The 20,253-nt window shown below is 68.1% G+C and carries 17 protein-coding genes; 4 read left to right on the forward strand and 13 right to left on the reverse strand.

The window, feature by feature from the left end; translation table 11 throughout:
- Nucleotides 1–220: 220 nt before the first annotated feature.
- The 5 genes from SR3_RS21940 to tsaD form a co-directional block, all read right to left on the reverse strand.
- Nucleotides 221–859 (reverse strand): hypothetical protein, encoded by a 639-nt coding sequence (locus SR3_RS21940; protein ID WP_068090720.1) that lies wholly within the window; start codon nucleotides 857–859, stop codon nucleotides 221–223.
- Between the two features lie 27 nt (nucleotides 860–886).
- A complete protein-coding gene (locus tag SR3_RS21945; RefSeq protein ID WP_084455816.1) occupies nucleotides 887–1,765 on the reverse strand; it encodes an OmpA family protein in 879 nt (292 codons plus the stop codon).
- Nucleotides 1,765–3,255 (reverse strand): lipopolysaccharide biosynthesis protein, encoded by a 1,491-nt coding sequence (locus tag SR3_RS21950; protein ID WP_068090721.1) that lies wholly within the window; start codon nucleotides 3,253–3,255, stop codon nucleotides 1,765–1,767. Before SR3_RS21950 ends, SR3_RS21945 begins: the two co-directional genes overlap by 1 nt.
- A 91-nt stretch (nucleotides 3,256–3,346) precedes the next feature.
- Nucleotides 3,347–4,378 carry an NAD(P)H-dependent glycerol-3-phosphate dehydrogenase gene (locus tag SR3_RS21955; protein ID WP_068090723.1) on the reverse strand — a complete coding sequence of 344 codons (1,032 nt, stop codon included), beginning with the start codon at nucleotides 4,376–4,378 and terminating at the stop codon, nucleotides 3,347–3,349.
- Nucleotides 4,375–5,421, reverse strand: a complete 1,047-nt coding sequence (gene tsaD, locus SR3_RS21960) for a tRNA (adenosine(37)-N6)-threonylcarbamoyltransferase complex transferase subunit TsaD (protein WP_068090725.1) — start codon at nucleotides 5,419–5,421, stop codon at nucleotides 4,375–4,377. The genes SR3_RS21955 and tsaD overlap by 4 nt, the downstream gene beginning before the upstream one ends.
- Nucleotides 5,422–5,574: 153 nt before the next feature.
- Here tsaD and hemC point away from each other — a divergent pair, with 153 nt between their 5' ends.
- Genes hemC through SR3_RS21975 form a run of 3 tightly spaced genes read left to right on the forward strand, consistent with a single transcriptional unit; the run spans nucleotide 5,575 to nucleotide 8,205 of the window.
- Nucleotides 5,575–6,528 carry a hydroxymethylbilane synthase gene (gene hemC, locus SR3_RS21965; protein ID WP_068090726.1) on the forward strand — a complete coding sequence of 318 codons (954 nt, stop codon included), beginning with the start codon at nucleotides 5,575–5,577 and terminating at the stop codon, nucleotides 6,526–6,528.
- On the forward strand, nucleotides 6,525–7,244 hold the full coding sequence (locus SR3_RS21970; RefSeq protein WP_245654050.1) for a uroporphyrinogen-III synthase: 720 nt from the start codon (nucleotides 6,525–6,527) through the stop codon (nucleotides 7,242–7,244). Before hemC ends, SR3_RS21970 begins: the two co-directional genes overlap by 4 nt.
- Before the next feature lies 1 nt (nucleotide 7,245).
- A complete protein-coding gene (locus tag SR3_RS21975; protein ID WP_068090727.1) occupies nucleotides 7,246–8,205 on the forward strand; it encodes an MICOS complex subunit MIC60 in 960 nt (319 codons plus the stop codon).
- A gap of 233 nt (nucleotides 8,206–8,438) precedes the next feature.
- Here SR3_RS21975 and SR3_RS21980 read toward each other — a convergent pair whose 3' ends face one another.
- Both SR3_RS21980 and SR3_RS21985 read right to left on the reverse strand, forming a co-directional pair.
- Nucleotides 8,439–9,713: a UbiH/UbiF/VisC/COQ6 family ubiquinone biosynthesis hydroxylase gene (locus tag SR3_RS21980; protein ID WP_068090729.1), complete on the reverse strand. Its 1,275-nt coding sequence runs from the start codon at nucleotides 9,711–9,713 to the stop codon at nucleotides 8,439–8,441.
- 54 nt (nucleotides 9,714–9,767) lie between these two features.
- Nucleotides 9,768–11,483, reverse strand: a complete 1,716-nt coding sequence (locus SR3_RS21985; RefSeq protein WP_407668194.1) for an alkaline phosphatase family protein — start codon at nucleotides 11,481–11,483, stop codon at nucleotides 9,768–9,770.
- 117 nt (nucleotides 11,484–11,600) lie between these two features.
- Between SR3_RS21985 and SR3_RS21990 the strand changes: the two genes are divergently transcribed.
- Complete coding sequence (locus tag SR3_RS21990; protein WP_084455818.1) at nucleotides 11,601–13,733, forward strand: protein-disulfide reductase DsbD family protein; 2,133 nt, start codon at nucleotides 11,601–11,603, stop codon at nucleotides 13,731–13,733.
- A gap of 270 nt (nucleotides 13,734–14,003) precedes the next feature.
- Here SR3_RS21990 and SR3_RS21995 read toward each other — a convergent pair whose 3' ends face one another.
- The 6 genes from SR3_RS21995 to ccoG form a co-directional block, all read right to left on the reverse strand.
- Entirely contained in the window at nucleotides 14,004–14,348 is a 345-nt protein-coding gene (locus SR3_RS21995; protein ID WP_068090733.1) for a hypothetical protein, read from the reverse strand.
- A gap of 35 nt (nucleotides 14,349–14,383) precedes the next feature.
- On the reverse strand, nucleotides 14,384–15,706 hold the full coding sequence (locus tag SR3_RS22000; protein WP_068090792.1) for a radical SAM protein: 1,323 nt from the start codon (nucleotides 15,704–15,706) through the stop codon (nucleotides 14,384–14,386).
- A gap of 301 nt (nucleotides 15,707–16,007) precedes the next feature.
- Nucleotides 16,008–16,157, reverse strand: coding sequence for a cbb3-type cytochrome oxidase assembly protein CcoS (gene ccoS, locus SR3_RS22010; RefSeq protein WP_068090737.1), 150 nt, complete (start codon nucleotides 16,155–16,157; stop codon nucleotides 16,008–16,010).
- Nucleotides 16,154–18,304, reverse strand: coding sequence for a heavy metal translocating P-type ATPase (locus SR3_RS22015; RefSeq protein WP_068090739.1), 2,151 nt, complete (start codon nucleotides 18,302–18,304; stop codon nucleotides 16,154–16,156). The genes ccoS and SR3_RS22015 overlap by 4 nt, the downstream gene beginning before the upstream one ends.
- Entirely contained in the window at nucleotides 18,304–18,768 is a 465-nt protein-coding gene (locus tag SR3_RS22020) for a FixH family protein (RefSeq protein ID WP_084455819.1), read from the reverse strand. Before SR3_RS22020 ends, SR3_RS22015 begins: the two co-directional genes overlap by 1 nt.
- Entirely contained in the window at nucleotides 18,768–20,249 is a 1,482-nt protein-coding gene (gene ccoG / locus SR3_RS22025; RefSeq protein WP_084455820.1) for a cytochrome c oxidase accessory protein CcoG, read from the reverse strand. Before ccoG ends, SR3_RS22020 begins: the two co-directional genes overlap by 1 nt.
- Between the last annotated feature and the right edge of the window lie 4 nt (nucleotides 20,250–20,253).

A 20,253-nucleotide genomic window follows, 5' to 3' on the forward strand; every position in this document is an offset into this window, starting at 1 on the left:
TTCCGTCTCCCGACTTTTAGGGCCGTGGCGCCGAAACCTAGCGCCCCACCTCTCCACCAGCGCAACGAAAAGGCGCCGCAGGCAGGAAGCCCGGGCGCCTTTCCATCGTTATAGCCTGCGGCGCGGCGACCTTGTCCTAAGGCCGAACCCGAAGCGCAACGAAGACATGAAAGGGAGCGCGAGGGCGATGGCCCTCGCATCTTCTCTTCCTTCTCAAACCTTACAGCTTCCCGAACTTGGCCTCATACCCGGCCACATCGCCAGTCGCCAGAAACCCGGCCTGCTCGATCCAGCTGTCGCGCTTGGGTCGCCCGGCGAAGGTGCCCAGCTGAGCGTCCACCGCCGCCAGATCGGCCTCCGACCAGCCCGCGATCTGCGCGAAGCTGACCACGCCCAGCTCCTTCAACCGCGTCGAGAGCTTGGGGCCAACACCCTTCAACCGCGTCAGATCATCACCACCCGCAGCGGGAGCAGCAGCAGGCGCAGGCGCAGGCGTGGCCGCAACCTCATGCACCACCGGAGCAGTCACCACCTCAGCCACTTCCTCATGCGCGGAAGCCACCTCGGCGGCGGCGGCAAAGGCCGCCACATCGCCCAGCCCACCCAGATTCGCGCCGCTGCCGCCAAGGGCCGCCGAAACGCCCGCCGCCTCGCGCAGGTCCACGCGTGACGCGGCGCTGGGGGCATCGATAAAGGCCTGGTTGCGCTTGGCGGGGCCGGCGCCCTCGTCCAGCACGTCGGCGCTGCGGTGGCGTTCGCGGACCGGTTTCTTGCGGCCCCACAGCAGCCATGCCACGATCAGCCCGACCACCAGCACGATGCCGAAGGCCAGGGCGTTGGTTTGGATTATCGTCTGCATTGCCGGAGTCCTTGCAAGTAATCTGTGTCAGGCAGGGCGGATGCGCCGCACCCACAGCGCCCATCCGATGCCCAGCCCCAGACTATAGGTCAAGGCCGACAAAGCGGCAATTTCCAGCCACAGCGGCATGGGAGAAAGCGCATCGCCGCCACGCGCGGGTTCCGCGCCGGGTTGGTCGACCAGAGTCGGCTCAAGGCTGACGGGGGCGATCACCGAAAACTCGATACGGCGGTTGGCCACGTCTTCTGGTGTCAGGCCGGGCACGGGGCGGGCCGAGCCCATGCCCCGCGCGCGCAGATCGGCGATATCGATGCCGCGCTGGCCCAGAGCATAGCGCACGGCAAGGGCCCGCTCATGCGAAAGGTTCAGGTTGAAGCCCTCGTCGCCGCTGGCGTTGGTGTGGCCGGTGATGGCGATCACGCTGCCCGCGCAGGGGCGCAGCGCGGCGGCGACTTCGTCCAGAGCGCGGCGGCTGGCGGGATCGATGGCAGCGCTGGAATCGGCGAAGCGGATGCTGCGGCTTTTGAGGATGGCGGTCACGTCGCCCGCGCAATCACGGTTTTCAGTGGGCGCGGCGGCGGCGTGGTTATGGCTGCCGCTGGCCCAATGGACGCCGCCCATGCCGGGCACGGCGGCCACGGCCTGAGCCAGATGCGCGCGCAGAGTGTCCGGCAGGGCATCGCCGCCGCTCAGCATGGCGTGGCGGGTGAACCAGCCGTTGCGGTCCTGAAACCGGGCATGGACATCGCCGCCGCCCGATGCGGCAAGCGCGCGCATGGCCTCGCCGTTCAGCCAGCCGACCATCGCACCGCCCTGGCTGGCCTCATCGCCAAGACCGATGCCCACGGACAGCGCCAATCCGCCCAGCCCCAGCGCCCAGCGAGCCAGAACGCGGGGCCAGCCCATCAGCCGGTCTGCTCCTGCGCGGCGGGTTGGCGGCGGAACAGCATGCGGTCATCGGGGCCGAAGCCGAAATGCCAGATCACCGCGCAATAGCTGGCCAGAATGGCGGGCACGCCAAAGCCGATCTGCCACGCCTCGGGTAGCCATGTCACGATGGCCCAGCCCACCAGCGAGGCCACCACGGCAGCCCCCACCAGCGGCCAGCGCCAGGTGCTGATCGGCATTTTCAGACTCCGCGCCAGCATCTGCGACTTGACGATGGAGGCGATCGAGAGCGTCACCATCAGGGCGCCCGCCGCGCTGCTGGCCTGATCCATCTCGTCAAGCCCGAAGGCGCGGTCCACATACATGCCCGCCACGGTCAGCACCGCCTGCAGGGCGATGGTCGCCACCGAGACGAAGAGGTTGCGCATGGGGGCGATGTAAATCAGCGCCGCTTCGGAAACCACCGCCGTCGCCGCGCCCACTTCCGCGCCCAGCAGGAAGCACAAAGCGCCCAGGCCGCCGACAAATTGCGGGCCGGTCAGCCCCAGCACGCCGCGCCCGGGAATGCCCAAGGCCAGTGCGATGCCCGCCTGCGCGGCGGTAATCCAGAAGCCCACCTGACAGACCTGCCGCGCGATCCCCGCGTAATTCTGTTCTTTCAGATTACGGGTGATGACGGGGCCAAGGATCGGCTCAAAGCTGGTCTTCAGCTTTTGCGGCAGGCTGGCGAACTGCTGCGCCACATAATAGACGCCCACCGAGGTCGGCGTGGCGAAGATGCCCAGAATGGCGATATCGAGCTTGCGCGTGCCCCATTCCACGGCGTCGGCCACGGCCAGCGGGGCATTGTCCAGCGCCAGACGGCCGATGTGCAGCGGGTGAGGCCGCCACAGCTTCGGCCAGCCATAGGAGCGGATCAAGGGCCGAACCATCGCCAAAGCCGACGCGATGATCGAGACGATATAGGCCAGCGACAGGCCGCTTTCCTTCATCCCGTCGAACCATGTCCATGTGCCGACAAGATACAGCAGCCCGGCGGTGATCGAAAGCGACCACGGCTCGACAATCGAGCGCGCCCGCACCGTGGTGGCGATATCGTAGCGATAGGCCAGCGCGGAGAGCACGATGTCGCCAAAGGCGGTGGGAAAGATCGTCAGCACCAGCAGCCGATCGAGATCGCTGTAATTGCCGCTGGGGAACATCGGCGCGGGCACGAACCACAGGAACAGCGCCGCCACTGTCGACAGCATCAGCGAGAGCAGCAGGCTGTTCGCCACGATGTTGGCGGGGTGATGCTTTCCCTCGGCCAGCTGCTGGGCGATGCCGCGCTTCTGGCCCAGCGTGCAGAGCATCGCCGCGAACTGAACGATGATCAAGGCATAGGCATAGCGCCCCAGCGAGGCCGCGCCATAAAGCCGCCCGGCGATGAAGAGGAACGGAATGTTCCCCGCCAGCCGCATCAAAAAGCCGAGGAAATTGGTCCGTCCGCCTTTGGCCAGCGCGGCCATATCCTGTTTGCCATCGCCCCCGTCCGCAGGCGGGAGAGGATCGACAGGAGCAGGCGGAGCAGTGTGGGGGGAAGCACTGTGAGGCATCGGATCAGTCACCGCGCTCCCGTCCGGCCTGTTCGGCCTTGAGCGGGCGGGCCAGCAGATCGGTCACCACGGCATGGGCGGGCGCTTCCCCGGCCAGCAGGCGGCAGACGGCCTCGACAATCGGCATGGAGGTGCCCGAGGCCTGCGCCAGATCGCGCAGCACCGGGGCGGTGTGCGAACCCTCGGCCACGGTGGCCTTGCCGGCCAGCGCCTCGGCCATGGTCATCCCCTGCCCCAGCGCATAGCCCAGCGCATAGTTGCGGCTGGCGCGGCTGGCGCAGGTCAGCACCAGATCGCCCATGCCCGAGAGGCCCGAGAGCGTCTCAGGCCGCGCGCCCTTCATCGCGCCGAAGCGCGCCATTTCGGCATAGCCGCGCGCGATCAGGGCGGCACGGGCGTTCTCGCCCAGCCCCAGCCCCTCGACCACGCCGCAGGCGATGGCCAGCACGTTCTTGATCGCGCCTCCTATTTCCGCGCCGGTGATGTCGTCGGAATAATAGGGGCGGAAGGCCGGGCGCGCGATGGCCGCGGACAGGCGCTGCCACTGAGGCTCGCCCTCTTCGCAGGCCAGGGTGATGGCGGTGGGCAGGCCCATCGCCACCTCGCGCGCGAAGGTGGGGCCGGACAGCACCGCCAGACGGTCATTCGGCGCGGCGGCGCGCGCCACATCGTTCATCAACCGACCCGAGCCGGCCTCGATCCCCTTGGCGCAGAGCACCAGATCGCGCGGGGTGGAACTGGCGGGCAGACCGGCCAGCACCTTGCCCAGATGCTGCGCCGGGCAGACGACCAGCAGCACTGGCTTGTCGGCCAGCAGGGCCAGATCGCTGGTGGCGGCAATGGTGCGCGCCAGCGTGACGCCATTGAGATAGGCGCTGTTGACGCGGGCGGCGTTGATCTCTTCGGCCAGCGCCGGGCTGCGCGCCCACAGCGCGACAGGCGTGCCGTCAGCGGCCAGCATGGTGGCCAGCGCCGTGCCCCAGGCGCCCGCGCCGATCACGCCGATCCGGGCGTCCACGGAGAAAATCCCGGTCATGCCTTCACCCCTGCCCCGCGCACCGGGCTGGCATCCGGATCGAGCGGCCAGCGCGGCCTTGCGGCCACATCCAGTCCGTCACTCACCCCGGTTCCGAATCGTTCCAGTCCCGCCCAGGCGATCATGGCGGCATTATCAGTGCAGAGCGCAAGCGGCGGCGCGACGAAGCGCAGGCCCCGCTCGCCAGCCAGAGTTTCAAGGCTGCCGCGAATCGCCTTATTGGCCGCAACGCCGCCCGCCACCACCAGAGCATCGGCGCGGCCAAGCTGCTCGCCCAGAGCGTCCATGGCGCGCTTCAGCCGGTCCAGCACGCAATCGATGGCGGCCTGCTGGAAGGCGGCGGCGATGTCGGCATCGGCATGCCCCCCCGCCTGCCTGGCCCGCAGCACGGCGCTTTTCAGGCCAGCGAAGGAGAAATGCGGCTCGGCGCTGCCCAGCAGGGGGCGTGGCAGAGGCACGGCTTTGGCATGGCCCGTGGCGGCCAGACGTTCCACTGCCGGGCCACCGGGATAGCCCAGACCCAGGATCTTGGCGGTCTTGTCGAAGGCCTCGCCCAGCGCATCGTCGATGGTGGTGGCAAGGCGCCTGTACTGCCCCACGCCCTCGACCCAAAGGATCTGGCAATGGCCGCCGCTCACCAGCAACAGCAGGTAAGGGAAAGACAATTCGCCATCCGCCAGACGCGGCGAAAGCGCATGCCCCTCCAGATGATTGACCGCCAGCAAGGGCTTGCCGCTGGCCATCGCCAAGGCCTTGGCCGTCACCAGCCCGACCATCACCCCGCCGATCAGCCCCGGGCCCGCCGTGGCGGCAATGGCATCGACATCGGCCAGAGACATGCCAGCATCGGCCAGCGTGGCCTCGATCATGGGGGCGATCCGCTCGGCATGGGCGCGCGCGGCGATCTCGGGCACCACGCCGCCATAGGGGCGGTGCTGCTCATCCTGACTGGCAATATGCTGGGCAAGGATCACCCGCCCGTCGCTGACCAGCGCGGCGGCGGTTTCATCGCAGGAGGATTCTATGCCGAGAATGATCGTCAAGACGTCGTTTTTCCGAAGCTGGCCCACAATTTTCCGGGATTGGGCCGGTTTTTGCAAAGAAGGTGCTGCTCAGCCGCTTCCCCTTAGCGAGATTGCCCATTAGCACAAGCGCCCATGGTCGATACGCATCCAGCCCCGAAAACCGCAACCTTTATGCCACACTCCTCCGCGCCGGACCGCAGCCTGCGCCTTGGCACCCGCGCCTCGCCGCTGGCCATTGCCCAGGCGCATGAGGTGCGCGCCCGCCTGTGCGCCGCCCATGGCTGGGATGAGGATGCCATCACCATCGTTCCTGTCACCGCCAGCGCGGACAGGATCAAAGGCCCGCTCGCCGATGTCGGCGGCAAGGCGCTGTGGACCAAGGAGCTAGACGGCTGGCTGCATGAGCATGAGATCGATTTTGCCGTCCACAGCCTGAAGGATGTCGAAACGATCCGCCCCGATGCGCTGGCCATGGCCGCCATCCTGCCGCGCGAGGATGTGCGCGACTGCCTGGTCGGCGCGGCGTCTGTCGAGGCGCTGCCGCAGGGCGCGCGGCTTGGCACCTGCGCGCCGCGCCGGGCGGCGCAGATGCTCCATCTGCGCCCTGACCTTCAGATTGTGCCCTTTCGCGGCAATGTCGCCACCCGTCTGGGCAAGCTGGAGGCCGGAGAGGCCGATGCCACGCTGCTGGCGATGGCCGGGCTCAACCGGCTTGGGCATGAGAATGTGGGCACGCCGCTGGATGAAGCGGCCTTCCTGCCCGCTTCGGGCCAAGGGGCCATCGCCGTGGAATGCCGCAGCGACGATGCCGCCACCATCGCCCTGCTCGCCGCCATCGACCACGCCCCCAGCCGCCACGCCGTGCTGGCCGAACGCGCCCTGCTGGCCGCACTGGGCGGCACTTGCCACAGCGCGCTGGCCGTGCTGACGCGGTCAGAGGCGGGCCTCGAAGGCGAGCAGATCCACCTCTCCGCCGCGCTCTTCAGCCCCGATGGCGCGCAGCGCGTGGCAGGGGAAACCCGCTTCACCCCCGGCGATCACGCCCCCGTCACGGCACTAGCGCGCGATCTTCTGGAGCGCTCGCCCTCCACGATCACCGATCATTTCTCCGGCCCCGGAAGTTGATACCCCCGCTGCTGATCCTGCGGCCCGAACCGGGCAATGCCGCCAGTTGCGCCACCGCCGCAACGCTGGGGGTGCAGGCAGTAGCGACTCCGCTTTTCGCCATCGAGGTCTTCGCATGGCAGGCCCCCGATCCCGCCGGGGTGGACGCTCTGCTGATCGGCAGCGCCAATGCCCTGCGCCATGCCGGGCCAGCCTTGGCCGCCTATGCCGCCAAGCCCGCCTATGTCGTGGGCGAGGCCACGGCACAGGCCGCCCTGAAAGCCGGGCTGCAGGTGGCCGCCATCGGCAGCGGCGGCCTGCAATCGGTCCTCGATGGCGTGCCCATCGCACACCCCCGCCTGCTGCGCCTCGCCGGGCAGGAGCGGGTGGCGCTCTGCCCGCCGCCCCATGTCAGCCTGATCGAGCGCGTGGTCTATGGCGCCGTGCCGCTGCCCTTGCCCTCCGCCATCGCGCGCCTGATCCTGACCCATGCCCTGCCCGCCGTGGTGGTTGCGCTGCACTCCGCGCAGGCCGCCAGCCATTTCGCTGCCGAGATCGACCGTCTGGCGCTGCCCCGCCAGCGCCTGCATCTCGCCACCATCGGCTCACGCGTGACTGCGGCGGCAGGGCAAGGCTGGGGCTCCATCCACACCGCGCCCAACCCCGAGGATCGCAGCCTGCTGGCGCTGGCGTCACAACTGTGCCACACTCTCGCGCCGCCTGTGGGGATAGAATAGTTTGATCGAGGATTTTCCGAATCAGCCAACAGAAACAGCGCCCAAAGGTGCTGCGGGCTACCCACGCCCGCGCCGCTGGCCGCTGCTGGTGCTGACGATGCTGGTGGGCTTTGGCGCCGGAGCCGTGGCCATGGGCGAGGTCGCCCATGAAGGCTGGCTGAGCCGATTCGGCATCGCCCCATGGAGTTTCGAGCCCGCCCCCGTGGCCGCGCCCACGCCTCCCCAGCCCTCCAGCGCCGCCCTCGCCCAGACGCAGGGCGCGATGGAGGAACGCGTCGCCGGGCTGGAGCAGAAGCTCGACAAGCTCGACCTCGAAGCCGCCGCCGCCTCCGGCAATGCCGCCCGCGCCGAGGCGCTGCTGGTGGCTTTCGCCACCCGCCGTCTGGTACAGAAAGGCGCGCCGCTCGGTTACCTCGAAGATCAGCTGAAGCTGCGCTTCGGCGCCGCCCAGCCCGATGCCGTGGCCACCATCATCACCTTCGCGCATGACCCCGTCACCCTCGACCGCCTGACCGCGCGCCTTGAGGCGCTGGGCCCGATGCTGGCGAAATCGCCCCCCACCGAAAGCGGCTGGGCGCGGGTGAAGCGCGAATTCGCCGACCTCTTCGTGCTGCGCCACGAAAGCCCCTCTGCCGCGCCCGACCCGCGTTTGCGGCTGGATCACGCCCGCGTGGCCTTGCAGGAGGGCAAGGTGGAGGACGCCATCGCGGACGTGCGCCTGATGCCGGGCGCGTCCATGGCGTCTGACTGGATCGCGCAGACGCAGCGCTACGATACCGCCCAGCGCGCTCTGGACGCGATCGAGACGACCGCTTTGCTGGAGCCGAAAACCCTGCACGATGGCGCCGGGCGAGAAATCGCTCAGCCCAGCCCGCTGGAGACGCCCGGCGCTTCGGCCACGGGAACGCCCAGCCCTACGCCCGCGCCTGAACCGAGTGAGAGCATTAAAGGCGATATTTAAAGGGGTTTAGTAAGGAAGAGGAAAAGCGAGGGGATTATCCCCTCGCGCTCCCATAACGTCTCCCGACGAAGCGGCAGTGGCGCACGATCCTTGCGCCCGACCTCGCCGCCCCGCAGGGAATAAACTGCCTCCGGCGGCGGGACGTTGGCGCAAGGCCATCCCCATGCGCTTGCTTCGTGTCGGGAGACGTCATGGGGGTGCAGGGGGTGTAACACCCCCTGCTTATTCCTTCTTCAAGCCTGCAGGATCGAAGGCAGCTTCCCGCTCATCCCGCGCGCCTCATTCATGAAGAAGCGCTTCAGCATCGGCATGCGCTGCACCGCGCCCATGCCCAGACGGCGCACCGCGCTGGCCGTGCGGCCCGGCACGCCGAACAGGCGCACGATGCCGTCCATCACGCTCATGGTGGTGAAGTTGTCCAGCGCGCGCCAGTTCTCGTAGCGCTTCAAGAGCTGCGCGTCGCCAGCCTCCAGCCCGATGCGCATGCCTTCCGTCAGCACTTCCACCAGCGCGCCCACATCGCGCAGGCCAAGGTTCAGGCCCTGCCCGGCGATGGGGTGCATACCGTGAGCGGCGTCACCCACCAGCGCGAGGCGATGCCCGGTGATGCGCGTGGCGTTCTGGTAGGAGAGCGGATAGGACATGCGCGGCGCGCTCAGTTCCACCTTGCCATAGAGGCCGTCCATCCGCTTGGAGACTTCGGCGATGAAGGCGACGTCGCTCATGCCGATCACGCCCTTGGCGTCCTTCTCGGGCACGGTCCAGACCAGCGCGCTGCGGTGCCGAACCCCCTTGCCATCTTCATCGGGCAGGTCGCGCAGGGGCAGCAGGGCGAAAGGCCCGGCGGAGTAGAAGATTTCCCAGGCCACGCCGTCATGCGGCTTTTCGTGGATCAGGCCCGTGACCATGGCGCGGTGGCTATAATCCCACGCCACCAGCCCGATGCCATCCTCGTCGCGGCTGGGCGAGCGGCGGCCCTCGGCGCCGATCAGCAGGCTGCCTTTCACCACGCGGCCATCGCTGAGCGTCACGGCCACGCCGTGATCGCCGCGCTCGCGCTTCACGGCTTCCACGCGGGTATGCCAGGCGATGTTGGTTTCGTGGCGGGCGGCCTCGAAGAGGGCGAGGCGGATGTCGCGGTTGGCGAACATGCGGCCCAGCGTGCCCTCATCGGGCTTGGGGCGGAAGTCGATGCGGCCCGGGCGCATGGCATCGGTGACGGCAATGGCCTCGATGGGGCAGCCCAGATCCTTCAGCGCCTCTTCCAGCCCGATATGGCGGAACAGGTTCCAGCTGGCCGAGGAAATCGCCGAGGCCCGGCCATCGGCGCCCTCGGCTGTGAGGTCGGCGGGGTCGGCGCGCTCGATCACATGGGCCGTGATGCCGTTGCGCGCGGCGGCCAGCGCCAGCGTCATGCCTACGAGGCCGCCACCCAGAATAACCAGATCGCGGTGATCCCCCGAATCCTGATGATGACCGGGCGAGTTCTCAGTGTTCGCAGTGCTCATGGCCAACCCCTTAGGTGATGATGTGCCGACAGCCAACCGGTGTTTGGGGGTTCGTTACTTTGGCACGCAGGAGTTGCCCGGTCCACCATCGATATCCAGACAGCGGCCATCGAAAGCGCCCTGAGGCACCTTCAGCCCGATCAGCGCAGCCAGCGTGGGGGCGATGTCCACCGTCTCCACCGGCTGGGGCTGCTCCATGCCGGGCAGGCCCTTGCGCCAGAACAGCAGTGGCACGCGGCGGTCGTAATCATAGGGGCTGCCGTGGGTGGCGGTGTAGCCGGGGCGGGCCGCGATAATCGGCACCACCGCGCGGTTGAGCATCACATAGACATCGCCCGTCCGCTCGGGATCGAAGGAGGCGCGGGCGCGTTCGCGCATCGTCCAGTCCTGCGGGTTAGCGGCGGGCAAGGGCGTGCGGGCGATCTCCTCCCTGGTGAAGACATAGGCCACCTGCGGATGGGCTTTCAGCAGCGCGACCAGCGCGTCCTGCACCTTGTCGCGCTGGGCGGGGGTGAGATCGTGGCTGATGTAATAATCGCCAAAGGGCCCGTCGGCGCGGATGATCGGGCTGGCGGCTTTGATGTTCAGCTTGCCCGCGATCACCGCCGACAGTCGGTTGGGCGCCAACGCCACATCGACATGGCCCGCGCGCGGCAGCCCCTGCTCGGCAAGACGCTCGGGCGTGTCGAGCCCGCCATGGTCCGCCGAGAGCATCACCGCATAATCCAACCCCATCGCATCGAGCCGGTTGAAGAAAGCGCCCAGCTGCGCATCGAGCTGCGCCATCTGCACGCACATCTCCACACCCTCGCTGCCATAGGCGTGGCCGATGTAGTCGGTCGCTGAAAGGCTGACCGAGAGCAGATCGGTGGCATCGCGCTTGCCCAGCGCCATATCGCTGGCCAGCCGCGCCGCCAGATCGAGCGTCGCCCCATCCATGCGCGGCGAGACGCGCAGCGTATCGGCCATGCCCTTCTCCACGGTGAAGCGCGTGGTGCCCACCACGGCCTCGCCCGCCTCGATGGCGCGGTCGCGCGGCTGGCACCATGCGGGGATCGGCAGCTCGGGCGCGCCGCTGGCGATCAGCGCGGCGGTGGTGGCGTTCTCCGCCACGGCGGCGGGGGCCAGCTCGCGGCCACGGAAGGTGGTGAAGGCCCCGCCCTTCCACCAATAGCCCTCATCGATGGTGTGGCCGCCCATCATCACCACGGCGCGGTCCTTGGCGGACACAGCCACATTGCGCGTCGCCAGATTGGCGGCTTTCATCCGCTCGCCCAGCGTGGGCACGCGCAGATGCACTGCCGAGACCACCGGGTCTTCCACCGAGGATTGCGGGTCTTTCTCATCCTCGGCGCAATAGACGCGCTTGTCGGCGCGTTTCGCGTCCAGATCGAACCAGTTGTTGGCGATGATGCCGGTGCGGCTGGGGTGAGCGCCCGTCAGCAGCGTGGAATGGCCGGGGCAGGTTTCGGTGGCGGCGTGGCTCTGGAAGGCGCTGGGGAAGACCGCGCCCTGCATCAGCCGCGCAAAGCCGCCGGTGAAATGCTGGCGGTATTGCGCGAAGAGGTCGGCGGAAAACTGATCGATGGAGATCGCCACCACCAGCTTCGGGGGCGCGGTCGGTTCGGGCGCGGGGGCGCTTTGGGCCACAGGCGTGAGACGGGGATGGTCCTGCGTGCAGCCGCCCAGCGTGGCCAGCAAAGCCAGCAGCGCAACGCCCGAACGGCGGGCTCGCAGGGCTCGCGCACAAGAAATTCCTAGTGAATTGATAGGAGACACAGAGCTTTCCTTGCAAAATTCTGGCGACGGCGGCAGATGCATGCCATCATTGCATGACAGCGCGATGTTTCGCGGTTGCGAAAGCGCCCTGCCTGTCCGGAGTTCCCCATGCCAGTCCGCCTGCCATCACGCCACCCCTTCCTGCCGATTGCACTGCAAAGTCTGACACATCGGTTGATCGCATGGAGCATGGCGCTGCTGGCGGCTTTCGCCATCGGCATGGCCCAGGCGCAAGCCGCGGCGCCCAACCATATCGCGGCGCAACTGGTGGCGGAAAACACCGTGCAGCCCGGGCAGGCCACCACGCTGGCGCTGGATATGCATCCCTCGCAGGGCTGGCACGGCTATTGGCTCAATCCGGGCGACGCGGGCCTCGGGCTGCAGCTGACATGGCATCTGCCCGCCGGCGCCAGCGCGGGCACGCCGCAATATCCGGTGCCCGAGACTTTGGTGGTCGGCGGGCTGATGAACCATGTCTATCAGTCGGACTATGCGCTGCTGGTGCCCTTCACCGTGCCCGCCGACGCCAGGCCGGGCGGCACCCTGCCCATCTCGGTCAAGGCCGAGTGGCTGGCCTGCACCGAGCAGATCTGCGTGCCCGAAAGCGCCGATCTTTCCACCACGCTGAAGATTTCGGCCTTCCCCGCGCAGCATGACGCCCGCTTCGACGCATGGCGCGCCAAGCTGCCCGCGCCGCTGGGTTCTCAGGCGCATATCGCGGTGCAGGGCGACACGTTGCGCCTTGGCATCCCCTTCCCCGCCAGCGCCACGCTGGAGCGCCCGCATGTCTTCTCCGCCGACGAGCGCGCCATCGATTATGCCGCGCCTCAAAGCTTCGCCCGCTCCGGCGACACGCTGATCGTCACGCTGAAACGCGCGCAGGGCGCCGCCGCCAATCCGGCGGGCTTCAACGCCGTGCTGCGCCTCAACCGCAATGGCGACGGGCTGACCATCGCCGCCGTGCCGGGCCCGGTGCCCACGGATGGCACGCCCATCGACACCGCCGCCACGGATGCCCCGCCCAAGCCCTCACCCCTGCCCTTGCTGGTGCTGGCGGCGATTGCGGGCGGGCTGCTGCTCAACATCATGCCCTGCGTTTTCCCGATCCTCAGCCTCAAGGCGCTGAGCCTTGCCCGCGCGGGCGAGAGCGAAGCCGAAGCGCGCGTGGAAGGGCTGGCCTATTCGGCGGGCGTCATCGTCACCTGCGCCGGGCTTGGCGCCCTGCTGCTGGCGCTGCGCGCGGGCGGTCAGCAGGTAGGCTGGGCCTTTCAATTGCAGGAGCCCGGCGTGGTGGCCGCGCTGCTGCTGCTGGCCGTGGCGATCACCGCCAATCTGCTGGGCCTGTTCGAATTCCTGACCCCCAGCTTCGCCTCGCAGGGCGGCGCCCTGCCCGGCAAGCGCAACACCGCGCGCGGGGCCTTCATCACCGGGCTGCTCGCCGCCTTCGTCGCCACCCCCTGCACCGGGCCCTTCATGGCGGGCGCGATGGGCGCGGCGGTGCTGCTGCCCTTCGCCCCGGCGATGCTGCTGTTCGTGGCGCTGGGCTTCGGCATTGCCCTGCCCTTCCTCGCCATCGCCTATATCCCCGCGCTGCGCCGCGCCCTGCCCAAGCCCGGCCCGTGGATGGGCTGGTTCAAGAAGGCCATGGCCGTGCCCATGGGCCTGACCGCGCTGGGCCTGTTCTGGCTGGCCAGCCGCCTTGGCGGATGGAGCTTCGCGGGCGCATGCCTTGTCTTCGCCATCGTGCTGGTCGGCATCCTGACGAATCTGGGCCGCACCCAGCGCGTGACGCTGGGCGGCGGACTGCAGGCGCTGGGGCAGATCGCCGTGCTGGCCCTGTGTGCCGCCACGTTCCTGCCACGCACCGTCCATGCGCCCTCCGCCGAGGCCGAGGGCCTGCTCCCCACCCAGCCCTTCAGCCAGCAGGCGCTGGATCAGGCGCTGGCGCAAGGCCATCCCGTCTTCGCCTATTTCACCGCCGACTGGTGCCTCTCCTGCAAGGTCAACGAGCGCGTCGCCATCGAGCGCGAAGCCACCCGCGACGCCTTCGCCAAGGCCGGCGTGGTGGTGCTGAAAGGCGACTGGACGCGCCGCGATCCGGCCATCACCCGCTATCTGACAACCCGCGGCGCGGCAGGCGTGCCGCTCTATGTCTGGTATGGCCGCGGAGCCGCTTCGACACCTCAAAGCCTGCCTCAGGTGCTGACGCCCAAGACGCTGACCGACCTCGCCTCGCGCTGAATTTGACCGCGATCAAGGCCGGCGCTGCGGCGCTGGCCTAGGACGATCTCACGCATGGCGGAGGCGTCACCCGGCAAATCCGCAATGCCACGATGGGGGCCTCGGATCGGGGGTTCCGGACAGATGGGGTCTCGGCCTCAAGCGTCCCCATCGTTCCTTCCGTCGTGAAGGATTTCTCCCCAACTTCAGGGCGGCTGCTTGTGGGTGGCCGCCCTTTTTTGGGTGCAAGGTTTGAAGAAGATGCGAGGGTGTTACACGCTCGCATCTTCCTTAATCCTTCTCTGCCGCCAATCGATCCAGCCAGGCCCGCGCCTGCTTCGGCTCGCCTACTGCGTTGGAGGCCACCGGGCCCCGCGCGGCCAGAAATTCGCGATGCAGTTCGAAGGGCTCAAGGAACAGCGTCTCGCGGGCTTCGTCGATGCTGTGGGCCAAATCCTCCAGCGCCTCGATGGTCGGGGCGACGGCCTTACGGGCAACCTTGTCGGCGCGGTGATCGAAGAGGCCCCACTGGCCTGCGGCGGCCACCTTCAGGGCCTCGATCAGGGCGGCGCGGTAGTCCGCCTCCCAATCGATGCGTTGCTTGTCGAGGCGGTCGAGACGATCAGCTTTGGCCATGGGCGCGTTCTAGCCATGGCGGGGCAGCGGTCAAGCTACACCGCCGAGCTGAAGCGGCGGGTGTTGTCCTGTCTGTAGGGATCGAAGATGGCCGCGATGCTGCGGGCATAGGGCAGGCCGCCGGGCAGCATGGTGAGCAGGCCCGCCTCCACATCGACGAGCCCGCGCTCCATAAAGGGCGCGAGAGCGGCGGCATGCTGCATGGCCAGATCGCCGCCGATGCGGGCGCGGCCATGGCAGAGGATCTGCTCGATGATGGCGCCCAGCGCGCGGTCGGTGTCGGAACGCAGGATGCCGTGGCCGCCGGTCAGCCGGTCTTGCGAAAGCAGCATGCGGTAGCGCCCGGCATTTTTCTCGTTCTGGATCAGGGCTTGGGGAAAGCTGGAAATGGCCGAGGCGCCCAGCCCGATCAGCACCAGCGCGGCATCATCGGTGAAGCCCTGAAAGTTGCGGTGAAGCCTGCCACCCAAAGCGGCTTGCGCCATGGGGTCGCCGGGGCGGGCGAAATGGTCGAAACCCACGGGGCGATAGCCTGTTTCAACCAGAGAGGCATAGCCGCGCGCCGCCATGGCGAAGCGTTCCTCCTGACCCGGCAAGGCGGCGGCTTCGATGCGGCGCTGGCGCGGCAGCAGATGCGGCACATGGGCATAGCCGAAAAGCGCGACGCGATCCGCGCCCAGTTCAGCCGTCCGGGCCAGGGAGGCCTCCAGATCATCCCATGTCTGGCCCGGCAGGCCATACATCAGATCGTAGTTCAGCGAGGTGACGCCCGCCTCGCGCAGCATATCGGTCACGCTCTCGATCACCGCGTCGCTCTGCACGCGGCCGATGGCGGCCTGCAGGCGCGGGGCGAAGGTCTGCACGCCAAGGCTGGCGCGGCTGATGCCCACCGCGCTCATGGCCTGAGCCCAGTCGCGCGTCATGGTGCGCGGATCGAGTTCGATCGACCACGCCGGATCGGCCAGCGAAAAATGCAGCGTGATCGCATCGACCAGCCGCACAAATTGCGTGGGGCTGATGGCGTTGGGGCTGCCGCCGCCAAAGGCCACACGCTTCACCTTGACCCGGCCATCCAGCCTTGCGCCCACCAGCGCGATCTCCCGCGCCAGCGCATCGAGGTAGGATGTCAGCCGCCCCTGCCGGTTGGCCGCGCCCGTGTTGCAACCGCAATACCAGCAGATTTGCTCGCAATAGGGGATGTGGAGATAGAGCGAAATATCGCCCGAGGTGTCATCCAGCGCCTCCCCCAGAGCGCTGCCCCCAAGCGGCGCGAATTCCGCCGCCGTGGGAAAGCTGGTGTAGCGCGGCACGGGTCGCGCCAGCAGATCGGGGTAATAGGGCCAGACAAGCATCGTCATGCATCCCTTCTGCCAGACGCGCGGTGCGCCATCCTTGCGCCCGATCAAGATCAGCGCGGAGTTTTCCCGCCTCTGCCACGCTTGCGCGCATGGCCGTTATGGCATCCTTTCGCACAGCATCCGGGCTGCTCCGCACCCGGTACATCGCCATGGCCGATCGGCACCGAAATGCTGCGCACAATACCATCGCCAGAGCACAGCGGCACCGCAACATTGCGCCCGTCTGCCGCATGCGGAGCAGCGCCCACCGCAGCAGGAAACAAAGCGATCAGACCGAAGAGGGCGATGAGTCTGGCGCGCGTCATGCCTCGCCCTCATCCTCGATCAGGATGCGGGCGGCGGCGCCGTCCAGATCCTCGAACTGGCCGGAGCGCAAAGCCCAGAAAAAAGCCCAGAGTCCGCCCAGCCCCATCAGCAGCGCCACGGGAATCAGAAAGGCAAGGCCCGTCATGCCGCTTCCTCCTGGTTCCAGCGGGCTGGCAGCGCCAGCCGCAGCGAATTACCAATGACGATCAGCGAGGAGGTGGACATGGCAACCGCCGCCAGCAACGGGGTGACAAAGCCGAAGATCGCCAAGGGCACCGCCAGCGCATTGTAGCCAATGGCCAGCGCGAAGTTCTGGCGCACCACGCGCATGGTGGCGCGCGCGCCTGCCACGGCGCGCGGCAGAGCCAGCAGCGAGTCGCCCATAAAGACGAAGTCCGCCGCCTGCCGCCCGACATCGCTGGCGCTGCCCGGCGCGATGGAGGCATCCGCCGCCGCCAGCGCCGGACCATCGTTGAGCCCGTCGCCCACCATCAGCACGCGGTGGCCCATGTTGCGCAGCATGGCGATGGCCTGCTGCTTGCCCTCGGGCGTCATCCCGGCGCGGGCGAAGAGGCCGGTGGCGCAAGCGGTATCGACCACCGATTGCCCCCGGTCTCCCGAGAGGATTTCTGCGGAAATGCCCAGATCGCGCAGCCAGCCGATAGCGCGCTGGTGATCGGGGCGAAGCCTGTCAGCAAAGGGGATCAGCCAAGCAGGACGGTTCTCGATATCTAAAACGCAGACCATGCCGCGCGAAGCTGCTGCGCCGTCAGGGCGGCGCAGCGCCACGCGCTGACCTTGCCAGAGCGCGCGCACGCCCTCGCCGGGCACGTCGACCACATCGGCCAGTTTCGCTGCCTTTACGCCGCGTACCGTCAGTGCTTCCACCAGCGCACGGCTCAGCGGATGGCGCGAGTGGCTGGCCAGCGCCAAAGCCACCTGCGCGGCATCTTCCGGCAGGCCATCCAGCACCGCGCCATCGGGCATGGGGCGGCCCAGAGTCAGCGTGCCGGTCTTGTCGAGCAGGGCGGTGTCGATGCGGGCGATGCGCTCCAGCGCGCCGCCGTCTTTCACCATCACCCCTCCGCGCATCAGCGCCGAGGCGGCCACCACCTGCGCCACCGGCACCGCCAGCCCCAGCGCGCAAGGGCAGGTGATGATCAGCACCGAAATGGCGATCACCAAAGCATGGTACACCCCCGCCCCGGCCAGCATCCAGCCCACGAAACTGGCCGCCGCCAGCGTGTGGACGGCGGGCGCATAGAGGCGGCTCGCCCTGTCGGCGATGCGGACATAGGCGCTGCGATGCTGGCCGGCGGCCTCCATCAGCCGGGCGATTTCGGCCAGCGTGGTGTCGGCCCCGGCGGCGGTGACCCGCACATCCACCGGCCTGTCGAGGTTGAGCATGCCCGCATGCAGCGCATCGCCCGCGCGGGCCGTTACAGGCGCGCTTTCACCAGTCAGCAGGCTGCGGTCGAGGCTTGTTTCGCCCGTCAGCAGCGTGCCATCGGCAGCGAGGCGTTCGCCCGCGCCGATGCGGATCACCATGCCGGGCAGCAGGTCGCGCGCTTTAAGCCATTGCAGGGCTCCATCCTTGCTCACCACCATGGCGCCGGTGGCGGCCTGGCGCAGCAGGGCGTCCACCCCGGCGCGGGCACGATCGCGCATCATGGCGTCCAGCACGCGGCCCGCCAGCAGGAAAAGCAGCAGCATCAGCGTGCCGTCGAACCATGCCTCCGCGCCATGGGTGAGGGTTTCGTAGACGCTGAGGCCGGTGGCCAGCAGCACGCCGATGGAGATCGGCACATCCATATTGGTGCGGCCATGTTTCAGCGCCCCCCATGCCGAGGCAAAGAACACCCGCCCCGCATAGAGGATCGCCGGAATGCCGATCCCGGCCGAAAGCCAGTGGAACAGATCGCGCGTCGCGCCGCCTGCCCCCGACCAGATGCTGACCGAGAGCAACATCACATTCATGCAGGCGAAACCCGCCACCGCCAAAGGCGCCAGCAGTGGCTTTACCGCACTGGCCGGGGGCGCCAGATCAGCGCCGCGCGGCTGGCTGGCGAAACCGATCCGCTCCAGCGCGGCGACGAGATCGGGCTCTTGCAGGGCCGGACCATGGCGCACGCTGACCTGCCTTGCCGACAGGTTGACGCGGGCGCTCTCCACCCCCGCCAGAGCGGTCAGGCCGCGCTCCACCTTGCCCATGCAGCTGGCGCAATGCATGCCGGGCACCACCAGCGTGGTGGTCTGGGGGCGCGGAGCGACGGGTTGCAGTGCGGCGCCCATCACAGGCGCTCATTCGCGCGCCAGAGGTGGCCGCCGGCCTGCACCTTCAGGCGCAGACGCCAGCGACCATCGGGCAAGGCCTGATCGGAGAGAAAATCGCCGCCCGCGATACGGTGGAAGGTGAGGTTGCGGTCTGCCAACTGGCCCAGCGGGTGCCAGCCCTCGCCGGTCAGCACGGCTTGGGCGAGGCCCTTGCCCTGCAGCGTGACGACCACATGGCCATCGGCCTGGCGCGCCACCTGCGCATGCCAGCCCAGCGCCTGTTCCTTGGCGGCTTCGTCCAACCAGCGGTCGAATTGCTGGCTGGCGTCATAGGAATTCTCGACCACCACACCGCTGAAGGTGCTGCCCGCCAGCCTCGCCATGCCGACATTCACAGCGATCACCACAGCAAAGAAGGCAACCAGAATGGCACTCATATGCCAGCCGGTGAAGCGGAAGGGCTGTTTTGCGAGCGTGCTCATCATTGGCCTCCTTCAGGGGCGTCGAATCTTGTGTCGTAATGGACGGTGCCGCCCTGTGCGTCGGTGACTGTCAGGGTGAAGACCAGAGGCTGTTGCGCCGTGCCTGCGGGAGCTATGACATAGATTCGCAAGGGTTCTGTCTGGTCGGCGGGGATGGTGCGGGTCAGCTGACGCGCGGCCTGCGCCTTGCCCATCTCCTCGCTCCACATGGTGGCGCCCGGGATGCCGTCCAGCGTCAGGCGCATGGGGCGCGGGCGGTCTTCCATATTGCGCCATTTCACCAGATAGGCGTTGCGGATGGCACCGTCGCTCATCAGCATAAAGGGCGGGTTGCGGTCTTTCGCCACCGAGATCGCCAGATGCTCGCGCGTGCCCAGAGCGAACAGCAGCACGCAGCCGATGGCGCTCCACAGGCCGAGGTAGATCAGCGTGCGGGCGTGCCAGATCAGTTTCGCATGGCGTGTGGGCGGGGCTCCGGCGCGTTCCTTCTCGCTGTCTTCCAGCGTGGCGTAGTCGATCAGACCGCGCGGACGGCCTGTCTTGGCCATAACGCCGTCGCACGCGTCGATGCACAGGGCGCAGGTGATGCAGCCGATCTGCGCGCCATCGCGGATGTCGATGCCGGTGGGGCAGACGGCGGCGCACAGGTTGCAATCGACGCAATCGCCGCCGCTGGCCTTGCCGCCCAATTTGCCTCGGGGCTCGCCGCGCCAGTCCTTGTAGGTGACGATCAGCGATTTCTCGTCGAGCATCGCCGACTGGATGCGCGGCCAGGGGCACATATAGACGCAGACCTGCTCACGCATAAAGCCGCCCAGCCACAGCGTTGTGCCCGCCAGCACGGCAATGGTGGAATAGGCGATGGCGGGCGCTGCGCCGGTGAACACTTGGTGGAACAGCGTGGGGGCATCGGCGAAATAGAAGATCCATGCGCCGCCTGTCGCCGCGCTGACCAGCAGATAGAGGCTCCATTTGGCGAGACGGCGGGCGAGCTTGCTGGCCGTCCATGGGGCCTTGGCGAGGCGGATCTGGGCGTTGCGGTCGCCGTCGAACCAGCGGTCGATCTGCTGGAACAGGTCGGTCCAGACCGTCTGCGGGCAGGCGTAGCCGCACCATGCGCGGCCCACGGCGCTGGTCACGAGGAACAGGCCGATGCCCGCCATGATGAGCAGCCCGGCCACAAAGTAGAATTCCTGAGGCCAGATCTCGATGGCGAACATGTAGAAGCGGCGGTGCGCCAGATCGATCAGCACCGCCTGATCGGGCGAATAAGGCCCCCGGTTCCAGCGCAGCCATGGGGTGAGGTAATAGATCGCCAGACAGGCCGCCATGATCCCCCACTTCAACCGGCGGAAACGTCCGTCGATCTTGCGGGGGAAGATGGGCTGCTTCTTTTCATAAAGGCCGTTTTGCGGTTTGGGCTTCAGGGCAGAAGGTAGCGGGCGGCGCTTCGGCTGGCCTTGGGGGTTCAGGCTGACCATGGCG

Source organism: Novosphingobium rosa NBRC 15208 (genome assembly GCF_001598555.1).
GTDB lineage: Bacteria > Pseudomonadota > Alphaproteobacteria > Sphingomonadales > Sphingomonadaceae > Novosphingobium > Novosphingobium rosa.